The organism is Corynebacterium nasorum (assembly GCF_030229765.1).
Lineage (GTDB): Bacteria > Actinomycetota > Actinomycetes > Mycobacteriales > Mycobacteriaceae > Corynebacterium > Corynebacterium kefirresidentii.
Map to the genome: position 1 here is coordinate 19,868 of NZ_JASPGY010000003.1, position 17,841 is coordinate 37,708.

General features: G+C 62.5%; 20 protein-coding genes. 11 read left to right on the forward strand and 9 right to left on the reverse strand.

Translation table 11 applies throughout. From position 1 onward, the window contains the following. Positions 1 to 22 precede the first annotated feature (22 nt). Positions 23 to 616 (reverse strand): pyridoxal 5'-phosphate synthase glutaminase subunit PdxT, encoded by a 594-nt coding sequence (gene pdxT, locus QP904_RS03415; protein WP_284835546.1) that lies wholly within the window; start codon positions 614 to 616, stop codon positions 23 to 25. After that, positions 610 to 1,512, reverse strand: a complete 903-nt coding sequence (gene pdxS / locus QP904_RS03420) for a pyridoxal 5'-phosphate synthase lyase subunit PdxS (protein WP_023020656.1) — start codon at positions 1,510 to 1,512, stop codon at positions 610 to 612. Before pdxS ends, pdxT begins: the two co-directional genes overlap by 7 nt. 81 nt (positions 1,513 to 1,593) lie before the next feature. Here pdxS and pdxR point away from each other — a divergent pair, with 81 nt between their 5' ends. Beyond that, on the forward strand, positions 1,594 to 2,898 hold the full coding sequence (gene pdxR / locus QP904_RS03425) for a MocR-like pyridoxine biosynthesis transcription factor PdxR (RefSeq protein ID WP_284835547.1): 1,305 nt from the start codon (positions 1,594 to 1,596) through the stop codon (positions 2,896 to 2,898). A 43-nt stretch (positions 2,899 to 2,941) separates the two neighbouring features. Here the strand turns inward: pdxR and QP904_RS03430 are convergent, their stop codons facing one another. Further along, a complete protein-coding gene (locus QP904_RS03430; RefSeq protein WP_284835548.1) occupies positions 2,942 to 3,094 on the reverse strand; it encodes a hypothetical protein in 153 nt (50 codons plus the stop codon). Between the two features lie 126 nt (positions 3,095 to 3,220). On the opposite strand from QP904_RS03430, the gene QP904_RS03435 reads away from it, so the two are divergent. Continuing rightward, the gene (locus QP904_RS03435) at positions 3,221 to 4,537 is read left to right on the forward strand and encodes an O-acetylhomoserine/O-acetylserine sulfhydrylase (RefSeq protein WP_239208247.1); all 1,317 of its coding nucleotides are present in this window, start codon (positions 3,221 to 3,223) and stop codon (positions 4,535 to 4,537) included. Then, entirely contained in the window at positions 4,534 to 5,652 is a 1,119-nt protein-coding gene (gene metX, locus QP904_RS03440; protein WP_239192873.1) for a homoserine O-acetyltransferase MetX, read from the forward strand. The genes QP904_RS03435 and metX overlap by 4 nt, the downstream gene beginning before the upstream one ends. 87 nt (positions 5,653 to 5,739) lie before the next feature. On the opposite strand, the gene QP904_RS03445 is transcribed toward metX, so the two are convergent. The 3 genes from QP904_RS03445 to QP904_RS03455 form a co-directional block, all read right to left on the reverse strand. After that, positions 5,740 to 6,720 carry an HNH endonuclease signature motif containing protein gene (locus QP904_RS03445; protein WP_239192875.1) on the reverse strand — a complete coding sequence of 327 codons (981 nt, stop codon included), beginning with the start codon at positions 6,718 to 6,720 and terminating at the stop codon, positions 5,740 to 5,742. Positions 6,721 to 6,846: 126 nt separating this feature from the next. Continuing rightward, positions 6,847 to 7,161 (reverse strand): DUF3017 domain-containing protein, encoded by a 315-nt coding sequence (locus QP904_RS03450; protein ID WP_239205823.1) that lies wholly within the window; start codon positions 7,159 to 7,161, stop codon positions 6,847 to 6,849. Further along, on the reverse strand, positions 7,158 to 8,006 hold the full coding sequence (locus QP904_RS03455; protein WP_023020649.1) for a bifunctional methylenetetrahydrofolate dehydrogenase/methenyltetrahydrofolate cyclohydrolase: 849 nt from the start codon (positions 8,004 to 8,006) through the stop codon (positions 7,158 to 7,160). Before QP904_RS03455 ends, QP904_RS03450 begins: the two co-directional genes overlap by 4 nt. A 23-nt stretch (positions 8,007 to 8,029) precedes the next feature. On the opposite strand from QP904_RS03455, the gene QP904_RS03460 reads away from it, so the two are divergent. Further along, positions 8,030 to 8,500: a tRNA (cytidine(34)-2'-O)-methyltransferase gene (locus QP904_RS03460; RefSeq protein WP_005322648.1), complete on the forward strand. Its 471-nt coding sequence runs from the start codon at positions 8,030 to 8,032 to the stop codon at positions 8,498 to 8,500. Here the strand turns inward: QP904_RS03460 and QP904_RS03465 are convergent. Continuing rightward, complete coding sequence (locus QP904_RS03465; RefSeq protein ID WP_284835549.1) at positions 8,484 to 9,809, reverse strand: PH domain-containing protein; 1,326 nt, start codon at positions 9,807 to 9,809, stop codon at positions 8,484 to 8,486. The two genes, QP904_RS03460 and QP904_RS03465, sit on opposite strands and share 17 nt — an antisense overlap. Then, positions 9,806 to 10,267, reverse strand: coding sequence for a PH domain-containing protein (locus QP904_RS03470; protein ID WP_239208244.1), 462 nt, complete (start codon positions 10,265 to 10,267; stop codon positions 9,806 to 9,808). Before QP904_RS03470 ends, QP904_RS03465 begins: the two co-directional genes overlap by 4 nt. Before the next feature lie 300 nt (positions 10,268 to 10,567). Here QP904_RS03470 and QP904_RS03475 point away from each other — a divergent pair, with 300 nt between their 5' ends. Genes QP904_RS03475 through QP904_RS03490 form a run of 4 tightly spaced genes read left to right on the forward strand, consistent with a single transcriptional unit; the run spans position 10,568 to position 11,941 of the window. Beyond that, complete coding sequence (locus QP904_RS03475; RefSeq protein ID WP_284835550.1) at positions 10,568 to 10,927, forward strand: hypothetical protein; 360 nt, start codon at positions 10,568 to 10,570, stop codon at positions 10,925 to 10,927. Continuing rightward, complete coding sequence (locus QP904_RS03480) at positions 10,920 to 11,138, forward strand: helix-turn-helix domain-containing protein (protein WP_259824959.1); 219 nt, start codon at positions 10,920 to 10,922, stop codon at positions 11,136 to 11,138. The genes QP904_RS03475 and QP904_RS03480 overlap by 8 nt, the downstream gene beginning before the upstream one ends. 42 nt (positions 11,139 to 11,180) lie before the next feature. After that, positions 11,181 to 11,444 carry a helix-turn-helix transcriptional regulator gene (locus tag QP904_RS03485; RefSeq protein WP_023020645.1) on the forward strand — a complete coding sequence of 88 codons (264 nt, stop codon included), beginning with the start codon at positions 11,181 to 11,183 and terminating at the stop codon, positions 11,442 to 11,444. Further along, the gene (locus QP904_RS03490; protein ID WP_049383601.1) at positions 11,444 to 11,941 is read left to right on the forward strand and encodes a hypothetical protein; all 498 of its coding nucleotides are present in this window, start codon (positions 11,444 to 11,446) and stop codon (positions 11,939 to 11,941) included. The genes QP904_RS03485 and QP904_RS03490 overlap by 1 nt, the downstream gene beginning before the upstream one ends. Here QP904_RS03490 and QP904_RS03495 read toward each other — a convergent pair. Continuing rightward, the gene (locus QP904_RS03495) at positions 11,938 to 15,057 is read right to left on the reverse strand and encodes an error-prone DNA polymerase (protein WP_284835551.1); all 3,120 of its coding nucleotides are present in this window, start codon (positions 15,055 to 15,057) and stop codon (positions 11,938 to 11,940) included. The genes QP904_RS03490 and QP904_RS03495 overlap by 4 nt on opposite strands. 137 nt (positions 15,058 to 15,194) lie before the next feature. On the opposite strand from QP904_RS03495, the gene QP904_RS03500 reads away from it, so the two are divergent. From QP904_RS03500 to QP904_RS03510, 3 genes are all read left to right on the forward strand, one after another. Then, positions 15,195 to 16,052 (forward strand): MetQ/NlpA family ABC transporter substrate-binding protein, encoded by an 858-nt coding sequence (locus tag QP904_RS03500; protein WP_284835552.1) that lies wholly within the window; start codon positions 15,195 to 15,197, stop codon positions 16,050 to 16,052. Between the two features lie 71 nt (positions 16,053 to 16,123). Beyond that, entirely contained in the window at positions 16,124 to 17,161 is a 1,038-nt protein-coding gene (locus tag QP904_RS03505) for a methionine ABC transporter ATP-binding protein (protein ID WP_284835553.1), read from the forward strand. After that, positions 17,158 to 17,838 carry a methionine ABC transporter permease gene (locus QP904_RS03510; RefSeq protein WP_023020640.1) on the forward strand — a complete coding sequence of 227 codons (681 nt, stop codon included), beginning with the start codon at positions 17,158 to 17,160 and terminating at the stop codon, positions 17,836 to 17,838. Before QP904_RS03505 ends, QP904_RS03510 begins: the two co-directional genes overlap by 4 nt. The last annotated feature ends 3 nt before the right edge of the window (positions 17,839 to 17,841 follow it).

Genomic DNA, 17,841 nt, shown 5'->3' on the forward strand with positions numbered 1-17,841 from the left:
CGGCTTTAGTGTGCGCGCGGGTTTAGAAGCTATCGAGCCAGGCGGCGTGCACGCGGGCGTCGCCATTTTCTTCTGGGTGGAAGCTCAGCGCTGTCACGCGGCCCTGTCGCACGCCGACCACTGCGTCGCCGCCCTCTCCCGGCACCGTCGCGATGACCTCGACGCCCTCGCCTACACGGGTGACCAGCGGTGCGCGGATAAAGCTCGCCTCAATCGGCAGCGACTGGTCTTTAACAACGACCACGTCCACTGTCCGCTCGGCGGAAAAACGCTGGTTGCCAAAGGCATTGCGCCGCACCGTCACATCCAGCAGGCCCAAGGTCTGCTGGCCCGGCGCGGGGTTATCGAGCTCGCGGGCACAGTAGATGAGCCCAGCGCAGGTCGCGAGCACGGGCAGGCCTGCAGCTGCGGCGTCGCGCAGCGGCTCGGCCAGATCGAAGCTGCGCGCTAGCTTGTCGATGACACTCGACTCGCCGCCCGGAATCACCAGCCCGTCGAGCCCGTCCAGGTCCCGCGGCACCCGCACCCGGCGAGTAGCAACACCGAGCTCATCAAGAATGCGCAGGTGCTCCTCGACGCCGCCCTGCAGCGCCAGCACCCCAACGGTGGCTACCATCCGCGCTCAGCCAGGCGGTGCGGCGCGGGCACGTCGTTGACATTGATGCCCACCATGGCCTCGCCCAGGCCGCGGGAAAGCTTGGCTAGTTCGGCCGGCTGGTCGTAGAGGGTCGCCGCCTTGACGATGGCCTCCGCACGCTTGGCGGGCTCGCCGGACTTGAAGATGCCGGAGCCGACGAAGACGCCTTCGGCGCCCATCTGGCGGACGAGGGCGGCGTCGGCAGGCGTGGCCACGCCACCGGCAACAAAAAGCACAACCGGGAGCTTGCCGGTCTCCGCGACCTCTGCGACCAGGTCGTACGGCGCCTGCAGCTCCTTGGCCGCGACGTAGAGCTCATCGCGATCCAGGTGGCGCAGGCGGGCAATCTCGGCCTTAATCGTGCGCAGGTGCTTCACGGCCTCAGAGACATCGCCCGTGCCGGCCTCGCCCTTGGAGCGAATCATGGCCGCGCCCTCGGTGATGCGGCGCAGCGCCTCCCCCAGGTTGGTGGCACCGCACACGAACGGCACGTCGAAGTCCCACTTATTGATGTGGTTGACGTAATCGGCTGGGCTCAGCACCTCGGACTCATCGATGAAGTCCACGCCCAACTCGCCCAGAATCTGCGCCTCCACGAAGTGGCCGATGCGGGCCTTGGCCATGACCGGGATGTCCACCGCTTCGACGATGCCCTCAATTAGCTCTGGGTCCGACATGCGTGCCACCCCGCCCTGCGCACGAATATCGGCCGGCACGCGCTCCAACGCCATAACTGCCGACGCACCCGCGTCCTCCGCAATGCGCGCCTGCTCCGGCGTGACGACGTCCATGATGACGCCGCCTTTCAACATATCGGCTAGTCCTCGCTTCACGCGCGTAGTGGCGCGTCCTTGTTCATTTACCTGTTCAGTCATAGGTCACATAGTGGCCCACACAATTGGTACAAGACAAGAGCCATTTTCAGTGTGTTGGATTAGACCACTTATGATGAGGGGGTGCCTCTCCGCCTCGATCCCTCTGATACGCGGCCGCTGCCCGTGCAAATCGCCGCGGCCCTCCGCACCCAGGTTGCCGCCGGCGTCCTCCTGCCCGGCGAGCGCGTTGCCTCCACCCGTACCTTAGCCACCCAGCTCGGCGTTTCCCGAGGCAGCGTAGTCACCGCCTACGAGCAACTCACGGCCGAGGGATACCTTACGGCCGAGGTTGGCTCCGGCACCGTCATCAACCCGCTGCTCCCCCACGCACGCGCCCCGCGGCCGGAGCCGGCCCCCAAACCGGCCGCCGAGCCCGAGCTGGTGTCACTGACGCCCGGACTGCCCGACACCGCGGGAATCCTCACCCCTGAATGGAGGGCCGCGTGGCGCGCTGCGGCCGTCGATCCCTCCGGCGACCTTCCCCGCGAGGTCGCCGCGCACCTGCGCCACATGCGCGGGCTTAACGTCGACCCAACCCGCATCCTCATCACGGCCGGTGCCCGCGATGGCCTTTCGGTACTCCTGCGCGCCCTCGGCCGCCCGCTGCGCGTGGGCGTGGAATCACCCGGCTACCCCAGCCTGCGCCGAGTCCCCCAGGCCCTCGGCCACACGCTGCTGGAAATCCCCACCGGCCGCGACGGCGTCACTGTTCCCACCGCCGACCTCGACGCCCTCATCGTCACCCCCAGCCATCAATATCCCTACGGCGGCTCCCTGCCTGCAGCCCGGCGCGCAGAGCTCGTCGAATGGGCCCGCGCACATGACGCCCTCCTCATCGAGGACGACTTCGACTCCGAGCTGCGCTACGTCGGCCAGCCACTTCCCGCCCTGGCCGCGCTCGCCCCAGAACACACCGTGCTACTCGGGACTTTTTCCTCCGTCATTTCCCCCTCGATTGCATGCGGTTACCTCGTCCTCCCGCCACGCTTGCGCCCGGCCGTGGACCGTGTGCGCGATATCTTCGGCCAACCCGTCGGCTCCATCCCCCAGGCCGCGCTCGCCCACTACCTTGCCAGCGGCGCTTTACGACGCCACACCGGCCGCATGCGCCGCACCTATAAACGCCGCCGCAACCTAGTGGCCGAAGCGCTTGGCTCCATCGATGGCACCCAGCTCCTTCCCATCCACGGTGGACTCCACGCGGTCCTACTGTGCGACCCGGCCGTTGTCCCCCGCGCCGCCGCCCGCGGCATCAAACTCACCCCGCTGCGCGATTATTGGGGCGGGGCCGAAGCTGAAGACGGCGTCGTACTCGGCTTCGGCCACCTCAGCGATACCGAGCTACGCGAAAGCCTTTCTGCAGTTGCGGCGGCTTTACAGGGGTGATACCGTAAAGCCCACGTTTATAAACGAAAGGTAATAGTTGTCTTTAGGTCCGATTGAGCTCCTTCTCATCCTCGTTTTCGTCCTTATCCTCGCTGGAATTATCGCCCTCGTGGTCACGCTCGTGCGCAATAGCAATGACACCCGCGCGAATACTAGCCGCATTGCTAATCAGCTCGAGGAGCACGACCGCCGCCACTAAGAAAGACACCCCACCAGACCAAGCGCCACACCGACCGCTTGGTCTATTTTTATTCTCACGGCTGCCAGCGCGTTTCTACAAAATCATTCGCTATATATACCGCTTGGTCTAGTCTTGCCAAGCATGACGACGAAATACGATAACTCCATTTCCAACTGGTCTTTCGCTACCCGCTCTGTACACGCAGGCCAAAACCTCGACGGGCACCACAACGCCCGCAATGTGCCGATTTACCAGACCACCTCTTACGTTTTTAACGACGCCGAGCACGCGGCCAACCGCTTTAATCTTTCCGACGCCGGCCCCATCTACACCCGCCTGACCAACCCCACCCAGGACGCGCTGGAAGAACGCCTCGCTTCCCTCGAGGGCGGCGTCGCGGCCGTTGCCTTCGCTTCCGGCCAGGCCGCCGAAACCGCGGCCATTTTGAACCTCGCCTCGGCCGGCGACCACATCGTGACTTCCCCGCGCCTCTACGGCGGCACCTCCACCCTCTTTACCGTCACGCTCAAGCGCCTAGGCATCGACGTCACCCTCGTCGAGGCCCCGGACGACCCGGCCTCCTGGCAAGACGCCGTTCAGCCAAATACCAAGGCATTCTATGGCGAGACCTTCGGCAACCCCGTGGCTGATGTCCTTGATATCCCCGCCATCGCCGAGGTTGCCCACAATAACCAGGTCCCGCTCATCGTGGATAACACCATCGCCACCGCCGCCCTCGCCCGGCCGCTGGACCTCGGCGCAGATATCGTCGTGGTCTCCACTACCAAGTTCTATACCGGCAATGGCTCGGCCGTCGGCGGCGCGATTATCGACGGCGGCTCCTTCGACTGGACCGTCACCCGCAACGGCGAGCCCGTATTCCCCTATTTCGTCACCCCGGATGAGGCCTACCACGGACTCAAATACGCCGACCTCGGCGCTTCGGCCTTCGCGCTCAAGGCCCGCGCTGGCCTGCTGCGCGATACCGGCGCCGCCATCTCCCCCTTCAACGCCTGGCTGACGCTGAATGGAATTGAGACGGTGGGACTGCGCGTCGAAAAGCACAATGCCAACGCCCAAGCCGTCGCCGAGTACCTGGAAGGCCACGCCAAGGTCACCAAGGTCAACTACGCCGGCCTCGACTCCTCGCCGTATAAGGCCACCAAGGAAAAGCTCGGCTATGCCTATACCGGCTCCGTGCTCTCCTTCGACATCGACGGCGGCCGCGAAGAAGCCTGGGCGTTTATCGACGCCCTCAAGCTCCACTCCAACCTCGCCAATATCGGCGATACCCGCTCCCTGGCCGTGCATCCGGCAACCACCACGCACTCGCAATCCGATGAACCTGCGCTGGCAGCGGCCGGCATTACTCAATCCACTATCCGCCTGTCCGTGGGCATCGAGTACATCGATGACATCATCGCGGACCTCGAGCTGGGCTTTAACGCGCTGGTATGAAGCTAGTTAGCATCGGCGATTTCCACACCGAAGCCGGCGCCACGCTTGCCGACGCCCACATTGCCTACCACCGCTTCGGCCACCTTCTCGGCGATCCCCATGGCGCCAATAACGTCATCCTGGTCGAACACGCGCTAACCGGGGACTCGAATGTGGCCGAGTGGTGGGCCGACCTAGTAGGCCCCGGCAAGGCGCTGGATACGACGAAGTGGTGCATTATCGCTACCAATGCACTGGGCGGCTGCGCAGGCTCTACCGGCCCGGCTTCTCCGCACCCAGACGATGGCCGTGCTTGGGGTTCGCGTTTTCCCGCGCTTTCCGTGCGCGACCTCGTTGCGGCCGAGCGTGCCGCTTTGCATGAACTTGGCATCACCCACGTGCATGCCGTCATCGGCGGCTCAATGGGTGGCGCGCGCACGCTGGAGTGGACACTGATGCACCCCGATTTCCTCGACGCAGCCTGCGTCATTGCCGTTTCGGCCCGCGCCTCTGCTTGGCAGATTGGCATCCAGTCGGCGCAAATCGCGGCCATCGAGCAAGATTCGTTCTGGCACGGCGGCGATTATTACGCTTCCGCCCAGCGCCCGCGCGAGGGGCTGGCGGCCGCGCGCCGCATTGCGCACCTGACCTACCGCGGCGAACAAGAAATTGACGAGCGCTTCGGCGTTCATGCACAGACCGGCGAGAACCCGCTCGGGCCTTACCGTCGCCGCGATAATCGCTTTGCCGTTAACTCCTACCTGGATTACCAAGGAATCAAGCTGGCCGACCGCTTCGATGCCGGCTCCTATGTCACTCTCACCGAGGCGCTCAACCGCCACGATATCGGCCGTGACCGCGGTGGGCTCAACCGCGCGCTGGGATCATCCAAGGTACCTACAATGGTCGTAGGAGTAGACACGGACATCTTGTACCCGTATCACCAGCAAGAACATATCTCGCGCAATCTGGGAAATCTATTGGCTATGGCCAAGGTGGTCTCCCCGGTAGGCCACGACGCCTTCCTTACCGAGTCACGCCAAATGGATCACATCCTGCGCAACTTCCTCACTCTTTCCCAGCCGGACCCGCGCATTGATGCAGCGGCAGGCGATCCCACCGAGTATTCGATTTAAAAAGATCGCAGCAGCAAGGATCGCCAAAGCCGCGCAGCGCGCACTAGCACTATGCGTTGCGCTGGGGCGGCGAAGGGACGAAGCGGCTCAGCGATCGTCGGGTGGCTTCGCCCAAGGCGGGCGCCACACGATGCCTTCTCCAGGACGGCGCTCGAGCCGGCCGCGACGCGGCGGCGCATTCGGGTCATCGTCGTTCACAGCATTGTGATACTTGCACGCGATGGTGAGGTTTTCGGGATTCGTATCGCCGCCGAGCAGCCACGGGGTGAGATGGTGGACCTGGCATTCATCCGCCGGCGTGTGGCAGTCGGGCCACGGGCACACCGGGTTTTCTGCCATCGCCATTTGGCGTTGCTTCCATGTCGCCAAGCGCCGCGATTGATAAAGGTTTACGGGGCCGGTGACTGGGTGGATGAGGGTGATAAGGCCGACGTCGGAAAGCGCGCGGCGGACAAGATCCGCACCAGATATCTGGGCACCATTGGTCAGCTGCAAGGTGACGTCCTCGCCGTGGATGACCTTCACCATCTCATTCAGGTTAAGCACCACATTGGTGGTGATTGTGGAGGTAGAGGCGCCCTCGGCAAAGACGCGACGGGCATCGGCGACGGTGGAGACGTGGTTATTAATTTCTGCAACTAACTCGGACTCGGCGGTAATTGTCAGTGTCCACAGGTCATCGCGGCGGCGGGTCAGGCGCACGCCTTCGGAGCGCTTGGTGGTGCGCTCCTCGCGCACCATGCGGCGGGCGCACTTTTCAATCTCGCTGGTGGAAAGGCGCAGGGCGCAAAGTGCCTCGCGCAGTGCCCAAGCCGCCCGCTGGGTTTTCATCTTCTGCGCGAAGTGCTCGATAATTTTCAGCGCGTCGAGCGGCAGCGAAGTGCGGCGGGCGGCGCGCTGTTTAGCGCCAAAGGAGGTGCGGCCGAAGTAAGTATCGGCCAGGCGGGCAAACTCGGCGGCCTCGCGATCACTAAAGCCCTTATCGACGAGCTCTTCTACCGACAGCCCAACGCACTCCCCGATGAGCACCATCGGGGAGTTCACGGCAGCCAGGTAGTTCGAAATCATGGCCCCGAGCCTAAACCGGCCGCGCAACCCAGCGCGCGGAGGCGGGCGGTTACCTGTGGATAACCGGCCGAACCACACCCTTTCAGGCCGAAATAGGTGAAGGCTCTACGAAAAACCTGTGGATAACTAGCTACCGAGCGAGTCCACAGAAAAGGCCAGAAAGGCCATCACGGCGCCGACTAAGCCGGTAAAGCAGGCGTCAAAGCGGCGCGAGCGTACGGCCAGCACGCCGACGCGGCTGGAATCACACGTCAGTCGGACCACGGTGAGCCACAGCAAGGCCAGGCCGAGGAGGAACGTGGCCCGGCGCCAGTATTCGAAGACAGCATAGCCGCCGGAGATAACCACGCCGGCCACGAAGATGCCAATTGCTGCCCACTGCGCGGCAGGCGGCAGTGGGGAGGGCGCGAGCTCGGCGTCGTGCGGATTATCTAGATTCACGCCAACTTTTCCGCGCGTTCGACGATATTGCGTACCAGGAAGGCACGGGTCAGCGGGCCGACGCCACCTGGGTTCGGAGAGACGAACCCGGCCTTATCCCAGCAATCTGGGTGAATGTCGCCGGTGAGCTTGCCGTCGACGCGGGAGACTCCGACGTCGAGAAGCGCGGCGCCTTCCTTAATCATGTCCGCGGTGAGCATGTGGGGCTGGCCGGCGGCGGCAATGACGATATCGGCCTCGCGGGTCTCAGCGGCCAAGTCCTTGGTGCCGGTGTGGCACAGCGTGACGGTGGAGTTCTCGCTGCGGCGGGTAAGCATCAGGCCGATGGGGCGGCCTACGGTAACACCACGGCCGATGACCACGGTCTTGGCGCCGTTGAGCTCGACGCCGAAGCGGCGCAGCAGATGCAGGCAGCCGTTCGGGGTGCACGGCAAGGGCGCCTCCTCGTTGAGCACGAGCTTGCCCAGGTTGACTGGGTGCAGGCCATCGGCATCCTTGGCGGGGTCAATGCGCTCGAGGATGGCGTTTTCATCCAGGTGCTTAGGCAGCGGCAACTGGACGATGTAGCCGGTGCAGGCATCATCGGCGTTGAGCTCATCGATGACGGCTTCTAGTTCTTCCTGGGTGATATCGGCCGGCAGGTCCTTGCGGATGGAGTTGATGCCAAGCTTTTCACAGTCACGATGTTTCATCTTCACATAGGATTGGGAGCCCGGATCCTCACCTACGAGGACGGTCGCCAGGCCAGGGGTAATCCCCTTCTCCTTCAGCGCGGACACGCGCTGGGCAAGGTCGGAAAAAATCTCGTCGCGGTACAGTGTGCCATCTAGTTTGGTAGCGCTCATAGCCACCATCCTAGACTGAAGGCATGAGCCAGCTGCACATTGTCTTTGATAACCCAGTCATCCCTACTAATACGGGCAACGCGATTCGCACGGCCGCGGTGACGGGCGCGAGCCTGCACCTGATTGAGCCGCTGGGTTTCAATTTCGACGATAAGCACTTAAAGCGCGCCGGTCTGGATTATCACGATTTGGCCGATGTGCAGATTCACAAGGACTTCCAGGCCTGCATGGATGCGCTGCCGGGCGCGCGCGTCTTCGCTTTTACCACGCATACGGATAAGTGGTTTACGGATATCGAATACCAAGAAGGCGATGTCCTACTCTTTGGCACGGAGCCGACCGGCCTGCCAGAGGAGCACATCAATCATCCGCGCGTAACGGACCGCGTGCGCATTCCGATGGTGCCGGCCAGGCGCTCAATGAACTTGTCGAATTCGGCCTCGACGGCCGTATTTGAGGCGTGGCGCCAATTGGGATTTAACGGGGCGGTTTAAGCTCCGGCAGTTGGCGGGAGCGCAGCTGGGTAAGGAGTGCGGCGGCGTCGGCAAGCGTGAGGTTGCGCGCGTCCATGCGCACGGGCCCCTGGACTAGGTCGAGGCCGACGGTGGCTAGGCCGAGCGCCTGCGAAATCGGTCCGCGGCGATAGGTCAACTCCTGGATATGGGAGGTGTGGATGGCCTTGACGCGGCGATTGAGCCGGCCGTTGCGCACTATGACGTAGCCGCCGGTAAGCGCCACGGTTTGTTGGCGGTAGTCCAGCGGGGAAACCCACTTGGCGCGGGTTGGCGAGGCGTAGGTAGGTGCGGCGTCGGCCGGCAGGAATTGCCGGGCTTGGGCGAGGGTGCCCACCGGCAGGATGCGGGTGGAACCAGAAGCCTTCCCGCTTGCCGACGCCCCATACCCCGCCACCGAAACCCGTACCTCGTACCAGCCCAGCGGCCGCCAGAGGAAGGGCTGGGTGATCTGCACGGCGTGGATGCGGTCGAGGCGAATGCTTTGGCGGCGGCGATCGGCCAGGCCGTAGGTGATATTGAGTACCTCGCCGTCGGTGCGGGCGGTATAACGCCAGGAAGAATCGAGCACGTTCCAGGCGTTGGGCAGCGCGCCGACGAGGATGGGCAGCGCGGCCGAGAGCGGCAGCCGCGTAACCACAACGAGGATAAGGAAGCCGACGAGGAAAAGCGTGGACGTGCGCAACGCGGCCGCAATCAGGGAGCGGGCGATGGGGATCTCGGGCACGAGAGCTGGTTCCTCGGCCGGTTCTTCAGCCGATTCCTCGGCCGGCGCCTCGGTTTGGGAGGTGGGAGCGCCGTGAACGCGGGCGAGGATGTCATCGCGTAGGGCCTCAGCGTCGGACTTTTTGAGGTAGGCGATTTCGATGACAGAAGATTGGCCGCCCGCGGTTTCCACCCGCACGGCCGCGAGACGAAAGAGGCGGGCGATGACGGGTTCCACGACGTCAACGGCCTGGGTGCGGTCATAGCGCGCGGTGCGCAATTGGACAGATAAGAGGCCGCGGCGCAGGGAAAGCTCTTCCGCGCCGAGCTGATAGCCCATGCGGCGCCACCATAGGCCGGAGGCGAGCCACACCACCGCGCAGACCGCGATGAAACCAGCGAGGGCGAGGGCGGTATCACGCAAGGCCTCGCCGCGGTGTTCGCCGGTAATAAAGGCGAAGATATCGCGCAGGGCCTCCATGTTGACGTTGAGGGCGAAAGCTGCGATGAGGGCCAGGATGACCGACCACAGACGCAGCAGCGGGGTGAGGCGGTGGACGCGACGGAAGTTCGGCTGGGGGCTCATAGGCCGCTCATCCGTTCGCGGGCTTGGTGGGCAAGGCGGGTGCGGAGGGCGTCGGCAAGCGGGGCTTCCAAGCCTTTGATGGTGGCATCCGTGCTGGCAGAGGCCGTGTGGAGCTGCAGCTTTTTCAGGCCAAGGGCGCGGTCGATGGGCCCGGAGGTCACGTCGACGAACTGGATGCGGCCGTAGGGCACCACGGTGAAGGAATGCCAGAGCTTGCCGCGAGTGATAAGTAACTCATCGTCGGTCTCGAGCCAGCCCATATTGCGCACTTGAGCGGGAATGAGCCAGAGCAGCCAGAAGAAAAGACCGACGAAGATGCCGGCCGCCCAGTAGAACCACGGGGTCCACCAGAAGCCTGCCGCAGCGGCGGCCGCGGCGAGCAGAAACATCCAGCTCAGGTGGTGGATATAGCGCGAGGTCACAAGGCGCGGCGAGACGGGATTCATTTCTTCGCTCATAGTTATTGACAGTATCAATCGGGCCCACCCCTTGCGCAACTTATCGTTACTCGATATTATCGAATTACGACAACATCGAAAGTCGATAAGTTATCGACAGAAAGGATTGTCACGACCACCCCACAGCCCACCTCCAAGGCCGAGCGCCGCGAAATTAATGCGGCAGCCGGTCTCGCCCTCCTTACGATCATCATCCTCGGCCCGACTTACCTGCGCGACCTTGCCACCGGAAGGTTTTCCACCGCCCTGAGCGCGGCCGTTCCGGAAGGTCTAAGCAAACACAACCTCGACGGTGGACCATTGTGGCTACTTAGCGCGGCGCTCGTCGTCAAGATTGCGGCCATCCTAATTATCGCGTTCTTTGCCTATCACTTGGTCAAGCCGATGCTTCGCGGACAGGTTTTTAATACGAAAAATATCCGCCCCCTAAACGGAATGACCATTGGCATCCTCGTCTGGTTTATCGGACGGTTCGTGCTCGAAGGCCTAGGAAATAACTGGGCTTCCTCACAGCTTGGAATCGACTGGTGGGCCAGCCAGGATGGAACGTCGCTTGGCGAGCTTGCGCTTCCCTACCTCTTCGTCTGCACCTTGCAGCTCTTCTCGGCCGCTATCAAGCGCGGCTGCACGCTGGAAGAGGAGGTCGAAGGCCTTGTCTGAGGCACAAGAACCCCAAGTAATCTGCCACCTCGACCGGATTATGCAAGAGCGCGACATTACCGGCGCGGCGCTCGCTAAAGAAGTGGGCATCACCCCAGTTAACCTCTCCGTTCTAAAGAATAATCGCGCCAAAGCCGTACGCTTTAGCACCCTGGCAGCGCTGTGCACGGCACTGGACTGCCAGCCAGGGGATATCTTCAGCGTCGAGTAGCAACCCTTGCCAGGATGTTGGGTTTATGCAATACTTTGACTTATGTCCCCAAAGAAGAAGCCCTCCGCACCCATTTATAACCGGGTACGTGTACTGCGCGCCGAGCGGGACATGTCGCGCGCGCAGCTGGCCGAGGCCATCGACGTCAACCCCCAAACCGTCGGCGCGCTTGAGCGCGGGGATCACTCCCCCAGCCTGGACCTAGCCTTCCGCGTCTGCGAGGTCTTTGACCTCCCCGTGGAGGCTATTTTTTCCCGCCAGGAATTTTCCCCCATGTCCACTGAAATCTATAGGAAGAATTCCTAATGGCTAGCCCAATCCCCGCCTCCGTTTCCCGCCGCAAGCGCCTTGTCCTGGCCGGCGACATTTTCCTCGGCCTGGCCATCGTGACGGCAGCCCTGCACTTCATCGCGCTCAGCTTGTCTAACTTGCTATGGCCGATTGCCGGCATCGCGGCGACTACCTGCACCACATGGCTGCGCCAGTCCATCCGTCACCTCGACGTGCCTACCACGGAGATGGATGAGTACGAACTGCGCCTGCATACCGACGCCCGCGACCAAGGACTCAAGACCGCAGTGGTTACTTCCACAGTGCTCTTCCTCGTCGCCGTTGCCACCGCATTCGGCCTACGCTTCCTCGGAGCGGAGGAAACCGCAGTGGAGGAGGCGACCTCGGGGGCGAGTATCGCCATCTTCTTTGCCAAGCTCATCTATACCCAACTGCTGTGGATCCCTTTTGCGGTAGCCAAGGAATTGGCCAATAAGCTCAACGCAAACGAGCTGCGCAGCGGAGGAAACTAGCGGAAATCGCGGGAGCCGCGGGAGAGGAATTCGCCAAAGTCCAGCGGCTCGAGCTTATCCGCGACCACGCTGACCGCGCCGGTGGCGTTTTGTACGATGCCGCGAATGATCATTGCACGGGCGGTGCGGGCCACAACCTTATGCCGCGACCACAATCCGGGCGAAACCATCACGTTCATCAGGCCGGTTTCATCCTCCACGCCCAAAAAGGTCAAGCCAGACGCAGTACGCGGGCGCTGGCGGTGGGTAATAATGCCGGCGATGCGCACGCGGGTGCCATCGGGAACATGGGGAAGTTGGGAAGCAGGCAGGACGTCGGCAAGCGAGGCACGCACCAGCTCCATCGGTTGCTGGCTATGGGTCACGCCGGTGGAAGCGACGTCGGTAGCCATAAGCTCGAAGGCGGACATGCCAGGCAGGTGCGGTGCAGCCAGCGCGGAAGTGCCAGGCAGCATTCCCTCGCGCTCGGTGGCGGCAACTCCGGCCTGCCACAACGCTTGACGACGATCCAACCCCAGACACTCCAATGCCCCAGCCGTGGCCAGCGCTTCCACCTGCTCCACGCTGAGATCCGCCCAGCGCGAAAGATCGGACACGCTAGCAAAAGGCGCGGCCGCCTCCACGCGCTCGGCGGCGGACTCCCCCAACCCCTTAATGAGGTTGAGGCCCAGCCGAATCTCGCCCGACCCCGTTGCGCGGGCCTGCGCACCAGAATCATTGATACTCACCGGCAGCACCCGCACGCCGTGGCGCCGGGCATCTTGGATGAGCGACTGCGGGGAATAAAAGCCCATCGGCTGCGCGCGCAGCAGGCCCACGCAGAATTCCGCCGGGTAGTGGTACTTAAACCACGCGGAGAAATACACCAGTGAGGCAAAGGACTGCGAGTGCGATTCGGGGAAACCATAGGCAGCAAAGGCCACGATTTTGGCCCAGAGCTTATCCGCCACCTCGCCCTCGATGCCGTTAGTCTCGCGCAGGCCGTTAAAAAAGCGGCTGCGCAGCGCGGCCATCTTCGCCGGCGAGCGCTTCGACCCCATGGCGCGGCGCAGGTCATCGGCCTCGGCGCCGGAAAAACCTGCCGCGTCTACGGCAATCTGCATCAGCTGTTCTTGGAAAAGGGGGATGCCCAGCGTCTTGCCTAGGGATTTTTCCAAGACGGGGTGGTCATAGGTCACCTCTTCTAGGCCATCGCGGCGGCGCAAGTAAGGGTGCACGGATCCGCCTTGGATGGGGCCGGGCCGAATAAGCGCGACTTCGACCACTAGGTCAAAGAAACGGCGCGGCTTCAAGCGCGGCAGCGTGGCTAGCTGCGCGCGGGATTCCACCTGGAAGACGCCCACCGCATCGGCGCGGCAGAGCATGTCATAGACTTCCGGCTCGGCGAGGTCGAGTTCCCACAGATGCACCTCGCGGCCGGTGGTGGCGCGCACGGCGTCAATCATGTGGTGCAGCGCCTCCAACATGCCAAGGCCGAGCAGGTCGAATTTCACTAGGCCGGCGGCCGCACAATCGTCCTTATCCCATTGCAGCACGGAGCGGTTTTCCATGCGGGCCCATTCCATGGGGACGACGTCCGCAATGGGTCGGTCACACAGCACCATGCCGCCGGAGTGGATTCCTAGGTGGCGGGGCTGGCCGAGGAATTGCTCGGCCAAAGATGAGACCTCAGCAGGCGGTTCGGAGGTACCCTTCGACCACGCATCGGCCGATCCCTGCGGGTAGCCTAGCGCGCGGGCGGCATCGCGGGTAGCCCCCTTGCGGCGATAAGTAATGACATTGGCCACCTGCGCGGCTCGTTCCCGGCCGTGGGTGCGATAGACATACTGGATTACCTCCTCGCGGCGGCCGGACTCGATATCGATATCAATATCGGGCGGGCCATCGCGGTCCGGGGAAAGAAAACGCTCGAAGAGCAGCTGTGCGGAAATAGGCTCGGCGTTGGTAATGCCCAGCGCGAAGCACACGGCGGAGTTAGCGGCCGAACCTCGCCCCTGGCACAAAATATTCTCACGCCGGCAAAAATCCACCAGGTCGCACACGATTAGGAAGTAGCCTGGAAAGCCTAGCTGCTTGATGACGCCCAGCTCATGCCTAATCTGCTTCTTCGCCGCTTGCTTAATCTCGGCCGGCCGCGAGGCATAACGCTCCTTGGCACGGCGCCAGGCCTCATGCTCCAGCCAGCTCATCTCGGTATACCCCTCCGGAACGGGAGAGTGCGGCAGGTTCGGGGCAAGCGCATCCCAGGTAAAGGAACACTCGCGAGCCAGACGCACAGTTTCCGCAATAAGCTCCGGCCGGTCAGGCAAAAGCTGGGCCATCTGCTCGCCGGATCGCAGCCAGCCGGCGCCCATGGGGTGGGTGTGCGGCGCAGCGGCCGCAAGAGACTCCCGGCGAGCCAAGGCGCGCTTGGCGGCGGCGAGCCGAGCTTGGTCACGGGTCGCCGCCGCAGGCCGTGCGGTTGCGATGGCCCGCAAGTTATTGTATTTATCGAGGAAACGGTGCCGATCCGCGTCTTCAGGGGACATGCTGCACGAATATTCGAGAACTATGCTGTCTATTTTTATTCTTTCGAGCAGGTTATCGATTTCTGCCAACGCTTCCGACCCCACCAGGAAGAAGCACTCCCCTTCCAGCTCGCGCGCCACCTCATCTAGTGGCGGATAATCCACCCGATCCTTCTCCCCAGCCTCCATCCGGGCGCGCGCAATAAGGCGCGACAACCGGCGATAGCCTTCCGGGGTGCGCGCCAGCACGGTCACCGGCGCTTCCGCGAGCGATAGTTCCGCGCCATATACGGCCGGGAGATTCGCTTTAGCAGCAGCTTCAGCGAATTTCATCAGCCCATAAAAGCCATCGCGGTCCACAATGGCCAGCCCCTCGAGCCCCAGCTCCATAGCCCGGCCAACCAGCTCTTCCGGCTCAGCAGCACCGTCAAGAAAACTATACGAACTTACCGCGTGCAACTCCGCGAAAGGGACGGCGGAATGGCCGCGCTGAGCAGAATCGGCTGGCCCATGAAGGTGATTAACCGGCACGGGTGCGGCAGATTCGCGACCGGAGAGGATGCGCTCCACCCGCGACCACGACAGTGCTTTTCCGCCATTAAATTCCACTCCACACAGCGTAATATCGAATTATTGTTCTATACAAGCCTGTAAGACGTGATGCCGACAATAGACAAAGCGGTTCGCCGATTGCTAAGTTGCTAAACAGACAAATTATTTCAACTCCTACAAGAAGGGGAATCCCCATGCAGATCCGTCGCGTAGTGGCTGCTACTGCCGCTGTAACCATCGCTGCCACCAGCTTGGTGGCCTGCTCCTCCGATGATTCCAAGTCCATCAAGGTGGGCACCACCGACGACGCCAAGAAGGCGTGGGTAGCGTTCGAGCAGGAAGCGAAGAACGCTGGCTATGACATTGAAATCCAGCCTTTCGCGGATTACAACACCCCAAACCAGGCTCTGGACCAGGGCGAGCTGGATACCAATAACTTCCAGCACCTGAAGTTCCTAGCGGAGTACAACCACGGCAATGACACCAACCTGGTGCCTATCGTGGCCACCGAAATCGTGCCGCTGGCACTGTTTTGGAAGGACCACAACTCTCTCGACGGCATCGAGGGCGAAGAGGTCGCCATCCCGAATGACTCCACCAACCAGGCCCGCGCCATCAACGTACTGGTCCAGGCCGGCCTTATTACTTTGAAGGATAAGGACAACTTGGAGCCCACCCCGCTGGATATTGATGAAAAGAAGTCCAAGGTCAAGGTCACCCCGGTAGACGCCGCGCAGACCACGTCCGCGCACGGCGAGGGCACCCCGGCGATTATCAATAACTCCTTCCTGGAGCGTGCCGGCATCGATCCGAAGACTGCCATCTTCCAAGACGATCCGAATTCTGAAGAAGCAGAACCGTACATCAATGTCTTCGCCGTTCGCGAGGAGGACGCCGATAACGAAGACATCAAGAAGCTTGCCGAGCTATGGCACTCCGACGCCGTCCAGGAGGGCGTCGATGAAGACTCCGCCGGCACCTCCGTCGAGGTGGAGCGCAGCCAGGAGGATCTGCAGAAGATCCTAGATAAGCTCGAAGCAGATCTGGACTAATCACCCTTGCTTTTACCCCGCCGGAACCCCCCGGCGGGGTTTGGCACTTTCCTAACTAAGGACGCAAACACGTGGCAGATTCCACTCAACGCGGCACCCGCATCGAGTTCCGCGAGATCACCAAGATCTTTAAGCAGAAAAAGGCGCGAGTTAAGGCACTCGACCATGTCTCCATGACCATTGAGCCCGGCGAAATTGTCGGCATCATTGGCTACTCCGGCGCCGGCAAGTCCACCCTTGTACGCATGATCAACGGCTTGGACACCCCGTCCGCGGGAGAGCTGCTGCTTGATGACACCAATATCGTTGGCATGTCCGAGAAGAAGCTGCGCGGCATTCGCCGCAATATCGGCATGATTTTCCAACAGTTCAACCTGATGAACTCGCGCACCGCGGCCGGCAATATTGAATACCCGCTGCAGCTGCAGGGCGTCGGCAAGCAGGAGCGCGCCCAGCGCGTGCAAGAGCTGCTGGAGTTCGTCGGCCTAGGAGACAAGGGCAAGAGCTACCCAGAGCAGCTTTCCGGCGGCCAGAAGCAGCGCGTCGGCATTGCCCGTGCGCTGGCCACCAACCCCTCGCTGCTGCTTGCCGACGAAGCCACTTCCGCCCTCGACCCCACCACCACGCAGGAAGTCCTCGACCTACTGCGTCAGGTAAACAAGGAATTTGGCATCACCATCGTGGTTATTACCCACGAGATGGAAGTCGTACGCTCCATCGCCGATAAGGTCGCCGTGATGGAAAACGGCCGCGTCGTGGAACAAGGCAGCGTCTACGAGGTCTTTTCCAACCCACAGACCTCCGTGGCCGCCAAGTTCGTAGCCACCTCGCTGCGCAACGAGCCCGACGTCGTTGAAACCGACGACCTGCTCGCGCACGAAGGCCGCCTATTTACCATCAACCTCACCGAGGAATCCGGCTTTTTCACCGCCGCCGCCCGCCTTAAGGAAGCCGGCGTATCCATCGCCGTCGTCCACGGCGGCATCACCACGCTGCAGCAGCATTCCTTTGGCAAGCTGACCGTACGGCTCAGCGGCGACAATAACGCCATCGAAGAGTTCTACCGCACGCTTTCTACCACCACCCAGATTGAGGAGATTACACGATGACCGTCACCACCCTCGCCCAAGCCAACTGGGACCGCCTCGGCCCTTCACTGGCCGATGCCATCGTCGATACCCTCATCATGGTCTCGACTACCCTCATCGTTTCCGGCATCCTCGGCCTTGGCCTAGGCATGCTGCTCTATACCACCCGCACGGGCGGCATCCTGCAAAACCGGTTCGTCTATTTCATTGTCAACCTGCTGGTTAACTTCGTCCGCCCCATCCCGTTCATCATCTTGCTGGCTTTTGCCCAGCCACTGACCGTCATAGTGATGGGCGGGTCCATCGGCCGCGGACCGGCCACCTTCGTCATGGTGATCGCCGCGACCTTCTCCGTGGCCCGCGTGGTGGAACAAAACCTCGTGTCCATCGACCCCGGCGTTATCGAGGCCGCCCGCTCCATGGGTGCCTCGCCGTGGAAGATCATTACCTCCGTTATCGTCCCGGAGGCCCTCGGCCCACTGATTTTGGGCTACACCTTCCTGTTTATCGCCATCGTGGACATGTCCGCTATGGCCGGCTACGTCGGCGGCGGCGGCTTGGGTGACTTTGCCATCGTCTACGGCTACCGCGCCTTCGAATGGGAAGTCACCGTCGTGGCCACGCTCATCATCATCGTGCTGGTGCAGGCCGCCCAGTTCTTCGGCAACTGGCTCTCCTCCAAGGTCATGCGCCGCTAGCCC

What these genes read in the sequence shown, in the direction of transcription:
- pdxT (WP_284835546.1), bottom strand. Translation starts at nt 616, where the DNA reads ATGGTAGCCACCGTTGGGGTGCTGGCGCTGCAGGGCGGCGTCGAGGAG.
- pdxS (WP_023020656.1), bottom strand. Translation starts at nt 1,512, where the DNA reads ATGACTGAACAGGTAAATGAACAAGGACGCGCCACTACGCGCGTGAAG.
- QP904_RS03435 (WP_239208247.1), top strand. Translation starts at nt 3,221, where the DNA reads ATGACGACGAAATACGATAACTCCATTTCCAACTGGTCTTTCGCTACC.
- metX (WP_239192873.1), top strand. Translation starts at nt 4,534, where the DNA reads ATGAAGCTAGTTAGCATCGGCGATTTCCACACCGAAGCCGGCGCCACG.
- QP904_RS03445 (WP_239192875.1), bottom strand. Translation starts at nt 6,720, where the DNA reads ATGATTTCGAACTACCTGGCTGCCGTGAACTCCCCGATGGTGCTCATC.
- QP904_RS03455 (WP_023020649.1), bottom strand. Translation starts at nt 8,006, where the DNA reads ATGAGCGCTACCAAACTAGATGGCACACTGTACCGCGACGAGATTTTT.
- QP904_RS03460 (WP_005322648.1), top strand. Translation starts at nt 8,030, where the DNA reads ATGAGCCAGCTGCACATTGTCTTTGATAACCCAGTCATCCCTACTAAT.
- QP904_RS03465 (WP_284835549.1), bottom strand. Translation starts at nt 9,809, where the DNA reads ATGAGCCCCCAGCCGAACTTCCGTCGCGTCCACCGCCTCACCCCGCTG.
- QP904_RS03470 (WP_239208244.1), bottom strand. Translation starts at nt 10,267, where the DNA reads ATGAGCGAAGAAATGAATCCCGTCTCGCCGCGCCTTGTGACCTCGCGC.
- QP904_RS03485 (WP_023020645.1), top strand. Translation starts at nt 11,181, where the DNA reads ATGTCCCCAAAGAAGAAGCCCTCCGCACCCATTTATAACCGGGTACGT.
- QP904_RS03490 (WP_049383601.1), top strand. Translation starts at nt 11,444, where the DNA reads ATGGCTAGCCCAATCCCCGCCTCCGTTTCCCGCCGCAAGCGCCTTGTC.
- QP904_RS03500 (WP_284835552.1), top strand. Translation starts at nt 15,195, where the DNA reads ATGCAGATCCGTCGCGTAGTGGCTGCTACTGCCGCTGTAACCATCGCT.
- QP904_RS03510 (WP_023020640.1), top strand. Translation starts at nt 17,158, where the DNA reads ATGACCGTCACCACCCTCGCCCAAGCCAACTGGGACCGCCTCGGCCCT.